Source organism: Anabaena sp. UHCC 0451 (assembly GCF_034931405.1).
Classification (GTDB): Bacteria; Cyanobacteriota; Cyanobacteriia; order Cyanobacteriales; family Nostocaceae; genus RDYJ01.
The window spans coordinates 13,201-27,080 of record NZ_JAYGHA010000033.1; the positions used below are offsets into that span (position 1 = coordinate 13,201).

Here is a 13,880-nt window from a genome sequence, read left to right on the forward strand (position 1 = left end):
CGTAATAGGTAAAGACTTTTTACCCAATCCCCAATCCCCAGCTTACTTCCGATACAACTGAGAAATAAAGTATTGTGTGACTAAAGTAGGCTGTTCGGCGTGCATGAGCGATCGCACCACAGCAACCCGTTGCGCTCCCGCATTAATGACATCATTAATATTATTTGCATCTATTCCTCCAATCGCAAACCAAGGAATTGGACAATTTTTAGATGCATAGCTCACATAATCTAAGCCTACTGCGGCTTTACCTGCTTTGGTTGGGGTTTCATACACTGGACCCACACCAATATAATCTGCACCTTCAGTAATTGCCCCTTGCATTTCTTGGGGATTTGTGGTAGAGCGACCGATCAATCGCTGGGAACCCAACAATTGACGTGCTACAGCAATAGGCATATCTTGTTGTCCTAAATGTACCCCATCCGCATCTACAGCCAAAGCCAAATCTACCCTATCGTTGATAATGAACAAAGCGCCATAATCATGACATAACTGCCGAATTTTCCTAGCTCTTTCCAAACGAATCACATCATCAGCAGTTTTTTCTCGATACTGGATTAATGTTAATCCACCTTTAAGAGATGCTTCCACAGTTTCCAGCAGATTGTCTACTGGGGATGTTACCAAATACAAATGCGATCGCCACAGTAATTGATGGCGTTGATAACCCATCAAATTGCTTTCCAGCGTATACACCTGATAGCGCATTTGCTTAAAAGCTTTACCCATTTGGGCATCTTCCAGCTTGCTATATTCCTCTAATACCCTCAAAGCTTCTTGAACACGGCAAAAATTAGCTTGTAACAAAGATGTAATCGAACTTCGTTGTTCTTCTTGGGGATGGGTTAAATCAGTACCAGCATCACCAGGTGTATCTCGCGCTGATCTAATTTGTGACGTATGCCACCTACTCACCTCTTGACGTAGGTGCTTACAGACTTCAGCTAAATTGGCATCATTTAGACCAAAACGACACCATTCTTCAATAATTCGCAACCCTTCACGAGCGCGGTCTAAATTTACGTCTAAAATACGATAAACCACTTGTTGTATTTGCTGTTTTTGGCTGTGGGCTTCGACCATTAAAATAACCCCGCTTGTAGTTCCACAGGAACCTCTAGCCTGTTACGTAATATGTGCATGATTAAATATTTACTAATTAAACTGTATGAAAAATAGCCAATTGGTGAAAATATGAGAATATTATCGACATGATCGGTTGGGCGTATAAAAATTCATGGTGTGTTTTTCAGGAGTTATATAAAGTTCATGTCTCCCCTTAAATGGTTTCATAAGCGTTTAGTAGATATCCTGTCAACAAAACTGATGTGTGCTGAACTAGTCAGACCTTCAGTTTTGCCCTCCTCAATATTAAGTTTTAGCGTTGCTTTAGGAATAGGGAGTATAGCACTTTTAGACACAAATTTTAGCAGCGCCATTGCTCAGATTACCATCAGAACAGAACAGAAACTCAACGGTGAGAGAACAATTTCTCCAGTTAACCTTCTATTTGTCAACCCAAATCTTGGCAATGATCAAGGTGGGAATGGTAGTGAACTCGCTCCTGTTAAGACAATTACTAAAGCCTTGCAACTGGCACAAGCAAATACTGTAATCATGCTTTCTCCTGGTACTTACAGCCCCAACACAGGAGAAATATTTCCTTTGATGCTCAAACAAGGTGTAGCTATTCAAGGAAATACTGCTAACAACGGTGGAAGTGTAAACATTATAGGCGGTGGTGATTATCTCAGTCGCAGCTTTGGTAGTCAAAGCGTGGCTATTGTTGGTGCAAATCAAGCCAAATTAAGCGGTGTGACAGTCACCAATAGCAACAATCGTGGTTATGGTTTATGGATTGAATCTGCTAATACTGTAGTTGAAGAAAATACATTTACTAGTAATACCCAAGATGGAATTTCCATTACTGGTAATGCTACTCCCTCCATTAGCAGAAATTATTTTCATAGCAATGGTGCTAATGGAATTACAGTTTCTGGTGATTCTCGTCCTGAAATTCGGGAGAATGTCTTGCAGCGCACAGGTTTCGGTATCAATATTGCTCAAAATGCTGCTCCTGTAATTGTTGGTAATCAAATTTTGGACAACAGATCAGGGATTATAGTTCAAGCGAATACCAGCCCAGTTTTGCGGAATAATCTTATTCAAGGTAGTCAAGAAGATGGTTTGGTGATCATTGCCCAAGCTACACCAGATTTAGGCAGTAGTCGAGAAGCTGGTGGGAATGAATTTAGAAATAATCGACGGTACGATATTAACGCCAAAGCTGCCAAACAAGTAATTTATGCTTTCGGTAATAACCTGGCCAAAAATCGCATTCTTGGTAATGTAGATACTAGCGGTAGAACACCAGCAGCAATTATCAGGAGTTCTGTATCTATTTCTGGATCTGTACAGGAGATACCTACAAACCGAGAAATAGTTTTTGCTGCTCCCAACCTTCCTAAAAGTTTTAACTCGTCTGGTATGATTTTATCCAGTAGCAGAAATCAACCCCCAAATAGTCAATTACCACAGCTATCGGTTACTGCTGTAAGGGGTTTTTTACCCAGCAATAATTCCCAACCTAGCACTGAGGAAATTCAGAACAACCCGCAATTAAATTATGTGCAAGTTGAACCGGGAGTAATTGAATTTGTTGCACCTCAACTCAGCAGGAATCAACAGTCCTACAACCCTACTGTTATTACTAATTCCCCAACAATAACAGCATCTAGAGGTTATACAGCTAGATCAGGTATACGTTATCGTGTCATAGTTCCAGTGATAAGTGACGCACAACAAGAATTAGTGCGTTCTGTAGCTCCTGATGCTTTTCCTAAAGTCTCACAAGGTATTAGAGTTATGCAAGTGGGAACTTTTAGCAATCAAGAGAATGCCCTGCAAATGGTTCAAATCTTAAATAGCAAGGGTTTGAGAGCCATTATTAACGAGTTGAATTAATTGGTCAGTTGTCATTGTTCCGCAATTACCAATTACCAATTACCAATTACCAATTACCAATTACCAATTACCTAAAGAGCAAATTCTGGCTGTTCGCTGGTCATTGCTTTGAGTTTAGATGTAAAGGACTCAGAGCGATCGCTCCTTTGGGGAGTAAATTGTCCAATTGGGGGATTATTGGCATTTGCTGGCATCAATTGGGGTACTTCATTTGTCTCTTTAGACAAACTTCCCTGAGTCATTAACTTTTGACTCACAGATGCTGCTAACTGTCTTTTGCTAGTAGTAGCAGCAACTTTAAATGAGGGAGATGTTAACACCTCGACTTGTTGCTCCTCATTTCCTAGATATCGGGATGTAGTATGACTTTCTAGGTAATAATTGTCTACTTTAGGTGGTAATAGTGCAGTGCTAGTATTTTCCCTTAGTTCACTTGGGTTTGCTTGTGGTAGTGATGGTAAAACGGGTGGAGAGATTTTGGTTAAGCTTTCTGGAAATTTGCTGCAAATTAGCCGTTCAAATTCCATGTTGAAATGATAAATCACCTGGCCTCGCCGTTGCCAAAAAGTTAATAGTTGTTGTACTGATATCGCTTTATATCTTCCTTGATACAGAGCTTCAATTACTGCTAAATGTAACCAATTATGTGGGTAATCTTTTCGCCAACAGTTAATTAACTCACTGGCACTATACCCATTGAGGTCAAAACTATAGTGGACTAATAAGTTGACAGCCAATTCGGCGCAGGTGTTTGGGGATGTTGTTAGCATGGGATTTTATTTCCAGGCAATAGGTATAAATATTTCACCCATCGCATCTAGCTTAACGTCTTTTTAGCTACATGATAATGTTTTCACGAGCCGCAAATTTGTTAATTAGTGTTTTTCATTCTACTTGTCAATCGCCATTATGCAAAATAATTAAGTATAACTTAAGCACTAGACAAAATTACCATTAAATGCAGGTAATGGGAACTGGGTAGTAACTGAACATCTGTGTAAATGTTAACTGTGAACTGAATGAATGGGTTTGGTACGCTTGAGGGCGACTAATGCCTGATAGATCATAGCTGCAACTTCGGCGCGTGTGGCATCTCTAGTGGGTGCAAGTAGTTTTTTGTCTGGATAATTGACAATAATGTTTTGTTGGGTGGCGGTGGCGATCGCTGTTTTGGCGTATTCAGGAATAGATTTCCTATCAGTGTAGGCAATTAACAAATCACTATTAGCTGCTGGTAATCCCAGTCCGTTGACTAAAGAAACAATTACCTGTATTCTCTGTACATTTTGATGAGGGCGAAAAGTGCGATCGCTAAACCCACCTACAAAACCAGCACTAGCAGCTATTTGAATGGCCTTAGCTGCCCAAAAATTGGCGGGAACATCTGTAAATTCAGTTGCTGGGCGTTTAGGCGTAGGGTTAAAAGCAGCCGCGATTAAAGCCGTATATTGGGCGCGAGTCATGGGTTTATCTGGTTGGTAACTGCCATCAGCAAAACCTTGAGTTAAATTCATACTCACTAAAGCCCGAATAAATGGTTCAGCCCAATGTCCTACTAAATCAGAAAATGAGGGAATTTCTGTATCTGGTTTGACAATGTAGGGAGAAGGAATAACTTCTGCTGCACCTCTGGCCACTAAAGCTTGATAAATTAACGCTGCTACTTCTGCACGAGTAATTTCTCGTAAGGGTTCTAATAGTTCTAGTTGCGGATAATTGAGTATCAGCAGTTTTTGAGTAGCAACTGTCACCGCATTAATGGCATAACTAGGAATTTGGGCGCGATCGCTATACACATTTAATCCATTAGGATTGCTACCACTGAATTTTAAACCATTAACAATTGATACTATAGCTTGCACCTTGGTTAAATTTTGTCCTGGTCTAAAAGTACCATCGGGAAAGCCACTCAAAAAGCCTGCGTCAGCAGCATTAGCAATGGCGGAAGCTGCCCAAAAATCGGTTCTGACATCTTTAAATTTATTCAGGTTGCTACTAGCAGATAGCAAAAAAGTCTTAGTAATTAAGGCTGCATACTGAGCGCGGGTAATTGGTGTAGCTGGTTGAAAACTGCCATCAGGAAAACCACTGATAAAACCTTTATTTACCAACGCTTCCACAAAAGCAACCGCCCAATGTCCATCTAAATCTGAAAAACTGGTACTAATAATTTGGCTAGGAGTATCAGCTGTAGCAGCGAGAAATTCTACCAACCCTTTCACCTGGGTAGGACTCAACTGATTTCCTACAGAAGTGATTTTTTGAGATGATAAATTTTGAATATCAAAGTCTTTTTGATCACGAAAAATATTATCAGCCGGATCTTGAGGTTTACCCAAATCAGGAACAGCATTACCATTTATCAACAAACCACCTTGGGTATTTTGGTGAATCAAATTTCGTCGTAATACGGGACTAGCATCACGAGATAGGGCAACTGCTATCCGATTATTGGTAAGTTTATTATTAGCCAGTAGCGGGGCTGCAAAATCGCTCAGAGCTATCCCTACAGGGTTATTTTCAAACACATTTCTCAACACTTCCCCTTTGCTATAACGTGCCATCATTAACCCACTAGCAGCATTTTGTACAAACAAATTATCTAAAATTGCAGGTTTGGCTTTACCCGTGGCAAATATCCCTTCTCGGCCACATTTACTGAAAGTATTATTGGCTAAAGTCGGTGCTGTTGATTCAATCCAAATGCCAGTACCTTTAGAAACAGGATTGCTCACAGTTACACCTAACAGACTGGCATCACCTAATAATAACAGGGTGATATTTTGCATCCCAAAACTGGGACTTTGATATTTACCACTTCCAGAAATGATAATTCCCTGACCTTTGTCAGATTCGTTACCTACAACTAGCATTTCCCCAGGAATAATCAGCGGGAAAACCTCACCAGTAGAACTGCTATAAGTTCCTAATCCTAACTGTATAATTCCAGGTGCTGTAGTAGCTTTTAAGGCACGTGTGATAGTTTTGAATGGACTCAACCGAGAGCCAGTATTAGTATCATTACCTATGACAGAATTTACGTGGAGTGTCGCAACGGCCATAATAGTTCAGAATTTATAATTTATACATTATAATAATTCAGGATTCAAAATTCGTATAGAGTTCCCCAATTTATAAAAAACAGATTTATAAAAAAATATATTATGTCATTTTCAAAAAAACTTGATGATATGAGCATATATAAAATTTGATAAACAATCCCAGACTTCTTAAAAAAAATGATTTATAAAAACATGGTTTCTCTTTTGCTGGTGTTGCTAATTAATAAACATAGTTAGTTTTTTAGATGTTAGTCAGGTGTTTAGCTGATAAGAAACTTTAGTTCTGAGTTGAGAGCTTCAGTCAAAAAAAAGATGTTTTTAAAAGATGCGTAGCAGGAAAAAACAGTGTCATTATTTCAATCTCATGTTTTTAAACATGAATTTTTTTTGTTCACTGTTCCCTCTGAAGGCTTAATATTATGTCGATAATTTGCTTTATTGGGACTACTAATTTTTGGTTGGGGTTATTTATTAACAGGACTTACGCAACTGGCACATTGGTAGGGTGCGTCAGGTTGCATAAATCCTGCAAATAAACAGATTGTTGATATCTGACGCACCCTACAACAGATTTTTGGTGTGACACTTGCGTAAGTCCTAATTAAGCCATTTTTAGGTAAAGTTTTTATTTTGCACCAAGTCGCAAAGTTGATTTTTTGTTTGACTATAAGTTTTGTGAGTATTAATATCTATATGAACTCATGAATGTTTAGCTATATGTATTTGAGTTGCAGCACTTAATAAACATACTTGCTATGATGGCAAGAAAAGTTGCTACTAATTGCTTTAATTATTACTATAAATGTAAATAATTAGCACAAAAAGGTTTATACCTAAATAAAAAGGAAATAACTAAGCTAAGCGAATTGATGTAGCACAACCTCGCATAGAATTTGTATGAGGATAACAAAATAATGGCCACTTATCTTATATCCAATAACTACTGAATCTTGAATTTTGGATTGATAAGTACCCGTATTTATGCCAATCAATCATTAAGAAAATATAAAATACTTGAGTTGTAAGATAGAAATTTGTACTTTTATAAAGTATAATTAAGGAAATGATAAACAAACCTAGTTCGGCAAAATATAGACTTGGTTTGCTACACAGTAACTAGATATGGGTAAAGCTTCATTATTTCTTTTAGTCAAAACCAAAAGAAAATCAGCAACCTACCCAGATTTGTCAGTAGTAAAATTGAATACTACTAAACTACTTAACTAACAATCAGGTTGTCAGTTAAGAAACAAACAACCAAAATTGTCAAATTCCCAGTTTTAGAGGCAAAAAAAGGCGTGGGTCAGTATCAACCTGCTCAACTAAAGCAGTATAATCCAGACGCGATCGCTCGTTACTATCGTTACCGTCCCTGGTTAGCTTGGGGCAGACTGCTGAAAATCATACTCTCTTTTGTAGGCTTTATAATCAGCCTCAAGTGGGATGAATGGCAAAATCAAGTTGAGCAGAATCAGGGTAAACGAGCTACCCAGTTAAGAAAACTGCTAACCAACCTGGGTCCTACATTTATTAAAGTCGGTCAAGCTCTTTCTACTCGGCCAGACTTAATCCGCAAAGATTTTTTAGCAGAACTAATAAAGTTACAAGATCAGCTACCACCGTTTGATAATGACTTAGCGAAACACATTATTGAAACTGAACTTGATCGACCCATTGAAGAGATATTTAGTGAATTATCTCCCAAACCTGTAGCAGCTGCTAGTTTAGGTCAAGTATATCGGGGTCGTTTAATCAGTGGTGAGGAAGTAGCGGTAAAGGTACAACGCCCGCACTTACGTCCAGTGATTACAAAGGACTTATATTTAATGCGTTGGGCAGCCAGTTGGCTGAGTCCTTGGTTGCCCCTCAATATTGGACATGATCTGAGATTAATTGTGGACGAGTTTGGTATTAAGTTATTTGAAGAAATTGATTATATCAATGAAGGTCGTAATGCTGAGAAATTTGCGAGTAATTTCCGCGACGACCTCCAAGTAAAAGTACCATCTATTTACTGGCGTTATACCAGTCACCGAGTTTTAACTTTGGAATGGATTAACGGCTTTAAACTCACCGATACTCAAAGTATCAGCCAAGCAGGTTTAGATCCCGAAGCAATTATTCAGATAGGTGTTACCTCTGGTTTGCAACAATTGTTAGAACATGGATTTTTTCATGCTGATCCCCATCCCGGCAATTTATTTGCTGTTGCCGATGGTCGGATGGCTTATATCGACTTTGGCATGATGGATCAGTTGGAGCAAACCACAAAAGAAACATTAGTAGATGCGTTGGTGCATCTTGTCAATAAGGATTACACCGACTTAGCGGAAGACTTCGTAAAACTGGGCTTTCTCGCTCCAGAAACAAATATTACCCCAATTGTTCCAGCCTTAGAATCGGTTTTGGGTAATGCCATTGGCAAAAATGTTAAGGAATTTAACTTTAAAACTATTACTGATGAATTTTCGGAATTGATGTATGAATATCCTTTCCGAGTTCCGGCCAAGTTTGCTTTAATTATTCGTTCCCTGGTGACACAGGAAGGTATTGCTCTGAGTCTCAACCCCAACTTTAAAATTGTGGAAGTAGGTTATCCCTACATTGCTCGTCGGTTATTGACAGGGGAATCTCCAGCATTAAGACGGCGGTTATTGAACGTGCTATTTAAAGATGGTAAATTTCAATGGCAGAGGCTAGAAAATTTAATTTCCATTGCGCGGACTGATGGAGAATTTGATGTTTTACCGACAGCGCGAATGGGGTTGCAATTTCTATTATCTGAAGAAGGTAAATTTCTGCGTCGTCAGTTAGTGCTGGCTCTGACTGAAGATGATCGCTTGCACACCGGCGAAGTACAACGTTTGTGGGATTTAGTTAAAGATGACTTACCACCAAATCGGTTATTAGATGTAGCCGTTGGTATTTTAACAGAGTTATCTAGGGAAGGTGTAGCGGCTATTTTGCCAAAAGCCCCGTCTCTGATTTCTTTCACTGAAAACCAGTAAAAACCTAAAAATTGATTTAATAACAATCAGGATTTTTCATGTATTATTACTCTCTGCAACCGCCTTATATCCTACTTTTAGTTGGATTTTTCACAGCATTAACTTCTGGTTTAGCCTTGTCTGGAACCTTAAAAGTAATTGTCCAAAAATGGCCGAGTGTTCCCCAAGAAACTATTAAATCTAGTGCTTCTTTAAAACAATTATTAGTACCATTTATTGGTATTACGGTTGGCGTTTGTTTATTTATGTCTTCTGGGTTAGAGATATTTGGTTTTCCTGCTTCACTGGCTTTAGGGGTTGGTTTACCTTTGAGTTTGCTAACTTGTTTGTTTGTGTGGTTTCAGTTAGGCAGTTTGCTGGAATTTGCCAGCAGTCGAGGAATGCAATCTCTGGATTTAGATTCTTGGTCTTAAATAACAATTGATTTAAGAGGATGTTTGAAAAGTTTTCGGCGAATATAATTCGCTACTACACAAGCGAAGTCCACCTTCGTGGACTAATGAAAAATCAAGGCTTCTGAACCCACGAAGGTGGGTTTTGTCTGTGTAGCCGCGTTCGCGAAGCGTGCCGGAGGCATCTTTATAATCGCCCAGAGAGTATGAATTTAGACTTTTCAAACACCCTCTAACCAAAGAATAATCATTTATTCCCACTTCCTACAGGGAAAAAATAAGTTTTTAGGAAGTAATTGTTATTTATTTACTTCCTAAATTCACTACATATAATAGAAATTAAAATTCTTTAAGGCCATAAATCTAGCTCTATTTAATCTATAGTGATAACCAAACCTCTTTTTAAATTTATCCCAACTAGTTAGCTGGTTACTTGCATGGGAAGCATCTAGATGTTGAGTAACTTTTTTTAGTTCTTGCCAACCATCATTATTAATCTTCCATCCCATTTTGGCAACAGCTAAACCCATAGTATTACCTTGACCGGCATGAACACCGTTTAATTTTAAATACCTGCCAATCATATCCCAAAGTTGAAGAAACTCTATTTCTCTACCTTGATCTTGAGTTACAATAAACAAAGATTCTCCCAGAAATTCTGCTGTTTCTAAATTTATATTTAACTTTGATGCTACCTTTCTGATTGGTATTAATCTTTCAGGAGTATATTTACTTACGTGAGCAATCAAATTTTCATGATATCCGACATTAAATCCTGGGTTCCACTGTATATCATCTGGAATATGATCTACGATTTTGGTATCAGCATCCAAAAAAATGACAGTTTCAAATTTTGAGAAAGCTTCTGCTATTACCAGTCGCTTATCATGATAACAATGGAGAATTCCTTCTTGTTGATGTTGAAAAGCTAATGTATTATGAGTTTGGCTAAAATCTTGAGGTTCATCTGTATAAATGACCAAATAAGTACCGGGAGAGTATTTTTCTAAATCTTCAGCTAGTTGCTGAGTAAGAAGACGATATTTCTTACCCAAGGCTAGTGTGCAGAAACAAAAATTTTTTTGTTCTTGACTCATAAGTATAAGTACCCAGATTATTTTTGCAATAATTATAACTTATTTTTCAGTTGCCTCAGTTGATTTTTGACATCATCAATAGTTTTCGATAACTTTTCAGTAAAGACTACCCTGTAGAAAAAATTATGTTACAATAGGTACTGATTTAAATACATAGTACACTAGTACAGTAAGGCGGAAATGAACCAACCATTCCCAATCTCTGAAAAGCTTACTCTGTATTTGTTTTGACTTTTGACTTTTGATTTTTGACTTTTGACTTTCGCGAAGCGGTACTAGCTATAGTTTTTATAGAAGAAAATGAATCAAGAACAAGAATTTTGCTTTTGTACGTTAGCATTGGGTAAGAGGTATCGTTCTCATACTTTGTTGTTAGCTCAAGATATTGAAAAATATTCTCCCGGAACTAAATTTGTAGTCTTGACTGATCAACCACAGGAATTTAGTAATTATTCTCATATCTTAGCCTTTAAACACCAACAGAATAGTATTGGTTGTTATCATGATAAAAGGTTTGTTATTGCCCAAGCACTAGAACTTTTTAACACCTGTATATTTGTAGATGCAGATATCAGGATTTTAGAGAAAGTATCACCAGATATGGAGTGGTTACCTGGAGTCACGGCCAGAAGTTGTGCCAGCATAGTGAAACACAACAAAGAGTATATTGGTTCAGTGAAAGATCCTGCATCTAAAGCACGTAGATTCAAGGATTTAGAGATTATTGATCGTATTGCCAAAAAGCTAGATTTAAACTTAGAAGATACGAACATTAAGTTTGTCATGGAGATGCTATTCGTAGTTACCAAGCAAGATGGTAAAGAGAGAGAATTTATTAATCATTGGGAAAAAATCGCCCTTTATTGTGAATTAAACAATTTTTATAATGCGGAAGGATATGCAATAGGATTAGCTGCTGCTAAAGCCGGATTAGTAGTTAGATGGGATTCTATGGATGGTCTGGTTTATTTTAAAGACTGGATTGAAAGACAAAAAATTAAAAAGGGTCAAGCAAATCCAGAAGATTCACTCGTATATTTTCAACAACATGAAGTAATTGAATGCCGTCAGAAAACTTTGCTACAAAAAATAATTAATAAACTAAATAAGTTTATTAGTTATTATTATCGTTCCTTTGTTTTAAAACTGATAGTATTGAAGGATTTTAATTTTTATTATCGCTAATTAATTAACATGAGTATTAGTATACAGAGATTAAAATAATGAAAACTAAAGTCTTTCTGATTTGTAGTGGTCTTGGTCATGTAATGCGTGGATATGAGTCTTTTGCTTCACAAGTATTTCAGGAATTATCAAAAGAAAGCTCCATAGATATTACCCTGTTTAAAGGCGGTGGTGAAGCCAAAACAAAAGAAATTCCTTTGTGGAATTTACCCCGCTATACTAGAACAGCTTGCCGAATAGCAAAATATACAAAAACAAGTTCCTATTTTATAGAACAAGTAACATTTTTCTTGAGTTTGCTACCTTATATCCATCGTCATAAACCCGATGTAATTTACTTTAGTGATAATGACATTGGTAATCTATTAGCTAAGTGGAGAAGTTGGACAAAGCAAAAGTATAAACTACTTTTTTCTAATGGCGGACCAGTGAAACCCACAGAGCCTATTTTCATGAACTGTGATCTAATACACCAAATTGCCCCCAAGCATTTTCAGACTGCTATGAATGCGGGAATACCCAAGGAAAAACAGATTGTTATTCCTTATGGTGCAGAGATGACACCTGAATTACAAACACTTTCACCTTCTGAAAAACAGGCTTTAAGACATAAATTAGGGTTGGCTGAAACAATACCTTTAATTTTATCAGTAGGTGCTATTAGTAGAAGCCATAAACGGATGGATTATTTAATTCGTGAAGTGGCTAGTTTACCTAAACCACGCCCCTATCTTTTATTACTAGGTCATCAAGATGGAAAATCTTCAGAAATTATTGAATTAGGTAATAATTTATTAGGTGTTGATAAATTTCAAGCTAAAACTGTAGCACCCCATGAAGTAGCAAACTATTACAAAGTAGCAGATATATTTGTTCTAGCTTCCCTGAGCGAAGGATTAGCAAGAGTGTTTTTAGAAGCTATGTCCTATGGCTTACCCTGCATTGTGCATGATTATTCAGTTACCCGTTATGCTTTTGGTGACCAAGGTTATTTTGGTGACTTTACGCAAGAGGGTAGCCTAGCAGAATTAACCAAGCAAGTTCTGTCCGCTGATGGAGAAAAATCTAAGTTTGATGAGCGTCATTGCTTTATTTATGAACGGTTTAGTTGGGATAAACTATTACCTAATTATGTTGAAATGATACATAATTTAGCAAATGCTCAATAACTGTAAAACTGAATTTCTCTCCAAGGAAAAAGTTTTAAGCTGACACAACGTGATTTTTCAAAAGTGATTTTTCAGTTGTCTTAGTTTATTTTTTACATCATCAATAGTTTGTTGTAGGTTACTTTTTGGTATAGGTGCAGGAATATTTGCAGTCGGGATGCCTGGATTTAAGTTTCGATAATATTCCCAAGTTTCCCAGTAGGGACAACCAGGTTGAATTCTAATACCTGCCCAGTGGAGGTATTGTAAAGGTTGGTTAACTGTCGGATCAAATAAAAAGTTTCCCTGCGTTTGAAAATGAGGAGTTCCCGCCCAATTTCCAGGTGCTTTACCTTCTCGGCGCACAATATTAAAGCGGCGGGGAATTCGCTTCAGTAACATATAGTTAATAATTGGTTGGTCAGAGGTTTTTTCGGAAAAATCAAAATATTGTGTTTTTGCTGCACATTCAGCAAATATTTCATATAATTCTGCTTCCGAAATTAAGTTTTTCTTAGACCCCCAAAAACCACCATTAAAAATGTCTTTGACTTCGGTTTCGTTAAATACTTTATCTGCTAATACTTGAGAACTAAAAACGTTTTTTATTCCTCCTAGATGTTGATAATCACAACAAATAAAATCAGTATTTGCTAAGTAATTAAGATTGTCAATAATTTTTTCAAAGACAACAATATCAGTGTCGATATACAAAAATTCATCAAATGGACCAAACCAGCAAGCTTGTTTGCGGAATTGATTAGGACGCGCAAAAAATTGTCCTCCGAAAGTCTCATATAGTTTTTGAGAAAGACGGTCGATAAAATCTAAATCTTCATAGATTTTTACGCCGTAATTTTGGCTGAGACTATCTGCAATGTGGTGATAATTATCATCATAAGGAATCATGACGATAGGAGTATCAGCATCATGTAATCGGATACTATTGAGTAGTGCGATCGCTTGATCTGTCACCTTATCATTAGCAATGATATAAATTCCCCTGTTCATTCAATTAAAC

Annotated in this window: 10 protein-coding genes; 5 read left to right on the forward strand and 5 right to left on the reverse strand. The window is 37.3% G+C overall.

The features are described from left to right. Positions 1–42 precede the first annotated feature (42 nt). Positions 43–1,086: a thiamine phosphate synthase gene (locus VB694_RS20525; RefSeq protein WP_323362188.1), complete on the reverse strand. Its 1,044-nt coding sequence runs from the start codon at positions 1,084–1,086 to the stop codon at positions 43–45. A 186-nt stretch (positions 1,087–1,272) separates the two neighbouring features. Here VB694_RS20525 and VB694_RS20530 point away from each other — a divergent pair, with 186 nt between their 5' ends. After that, a complete protein-coding gene (locus VB694_RS20530; RefSeq protein WP_323362189.1) occupies positions 1,273–2,967 on the forward strand; it encodes a DUF1565 domain-containing protein in 1,695 nt (564 codons plus the stop codon). Positions 2,968–3,038: 71 nt separating this feature from the next. Here the strand turns inward: VB694_RS20530 and VB694_RS20535 are convergent, their stop codons facing one another. Continuing rightward, a complete protein-coding gene (locus VB694_RS20535; RefSeq protein WP_323362190.1) occupies positions 3,039–3,737 on the reverse strand; it encodes a hypothetical protein in 699 nt (232 codons plus the stop codon). Positions 3,738–3,971: 234 nt separating this feature from the next. Then, entirely contained in the window at positions 3,972–6,029 is a 2,058-nt protein-coding gene (locus VB694_RS20540) for an S-layer homology domain-containing protein (RefSeq protein ID WP_323362191.1), read from the reverse strand. A 1,298-nt stretch (positions 6,030–7,327) separates the two neighbouring features. Between VB694_RS20540 and VB694_RS20545 the strand changes: the two genes are divergently transcribed. After that, on the forward strand, positions 7,328–9,037 hold the full coding sequence (locus tag VB694_RS20545) for an AarF/ABC1/UbiB kinase family protein (protein ID WP_323362192.1): 1,710 nt from the start codon (positions 7,328–7,330) through the stop codon (positions 9,035–9,037). Between the two features lie 38 nt (positions 9,038–9,075). Continuing rightward, complete coding sequence (locus tag VB694_RS20550; RefSeq protein WP_323362193.1) at positions 9,076–9,450, forward strand: hypothetical protein; 375 nt, start codon at positions 9,076–9,078, stop codon at positions 9,448–9,450. 302 nt (positions 9,451–9,752) lie between these two features. On the opposite strand, the gene VB694_RS20555 is transcribed toward VB694_RS20550, so the two are convergent. After that, complete coding sequence (locus VB694_RS20555; RefSeq protein ID WP_323362194.1) at positions 9,753–10,526, reverse strand: hypothetical protein; 774 nt, start codon at positions 10,524–10,526, stop codon at positions 9,753–9,755. Positions 10,527–10,826: 300 nt separating this feature from the next. Here VB694_RS20555 and VB694_RS20560 point away from each other — a divergent pair, with 300 nt between their 5' ends. Both VB694_RS20560 and VB694_RS20565 read left to right on the forward strand, forming a co-directional pair. After that, the gene (locus VB694_RS20560; RefSeq protein ID WP_323362195.1) at positions 10,827–11,711 is read left to right on the forward strand and encodes a hypothetical protein; all 885 of its coding nucleotides are present in this window, start codon (positions 10,827–10,829) and stop codon (positions 11,709–11,711) included. 38 nt (positions 11,712–11,749) lie between these two features. Beyond that, complete coding sequence (locus VB694_RS20565; RefSeq protein ID WP_323362196.1) at positions 11,750–12,880, forward strand: glycosyltransferase family 4 protein; 1,131 nt, start codon at positions 11,750–11,752, stop codon at positions 12,878–12,880. 57 nt (positions 12,881–12,937) lie between these two features. Here the strand turns inward: VB694_RS20565 and VB694_RS20570 are convergent, their stop codons facing one another. After that, on the reverse strand, positions 12,938–13,870 hold the full coding sequence (locus VB694_RS20570) for an Npun_R2821/Npun_R2822 family protein (protein WP_323362197.1): 933 nt from the start codon (positions 13,868–13,870) through the stop codon (positions 12,938–12,940). Between the last annotated feature and the right edge of the window lie 10 nt (positions 13,871–13,880).

What these genes read in the sequence shown, in the direction of transcription:
- VB694_RS20570 (WP_323362197.1), bottom strand. Translation starts at nt 13,870, where the DNA reads ATGAACAGGGGAATTTATATCATTGCTAATGATAAGGTGACAGATCAA.
- VB694_RS20555 (WP_323362194.1), bottom strand. Translation starts at nt 10,526, where the DNA reads ATGAGTCAAGAACAAAAAAATTTTTGTTTCTGCACACTAGCCTTGGGT.
- VB694_RS20535 (WP_323362190.1), bottom strand. Translation starts at nt 3,737, where the DNA reads ATGCTAACAACATCCCCAAACACCTGCGCCGAATTGGCTGTCAACTTA.
- VB694_RS20565 (WP_323362196.1), top strand. Translation starts at nt 11,750, where the DNA reads ATGAAAACTAAAGTCTTTCTGATTTGTAGTGGTCTTGGTCATGTAATG.
- VB694_RS20560 (WP_323362195.1), top strand. Translation starts at nt 10,827, where the DNA reads ATGAATCAAGAACAAGAATTTTGCTTTTGTACGTTAGCATTGGGTAAG.
- VB694_RS20540 (WP_323362191.1), bottom strand. Translation starts at nt 6,029, where the DNA reads ATGGCCGTTGCGACACTCCACGTAAATTCTGTCATAGGTAATGATACT.
- VB694_RS20550 (WP_323362193.1), top strand. Translation starts at nt 9,076, where the DNA reads ATGTATTATTACTCTCTGCAACCGCCTTATATCCTACTTTTAGTTGGA.
- VB694_RS20530 (WP_323362189.1), top strand. Translation starts at nt 1,273, where the DNA reads ATGTCTCCCCTTAAATGGTTTCATAAGCGTTTAGTAGATATCCTGTCA.
- VB694_RS20525 (WP_323362188.1), bottom strand. Translation starts at nt 1,086, where the DNA reads ATGGTCGAAGCCCACAGCCAAAAACAGCAAATACAACAAGTGGTTTAT.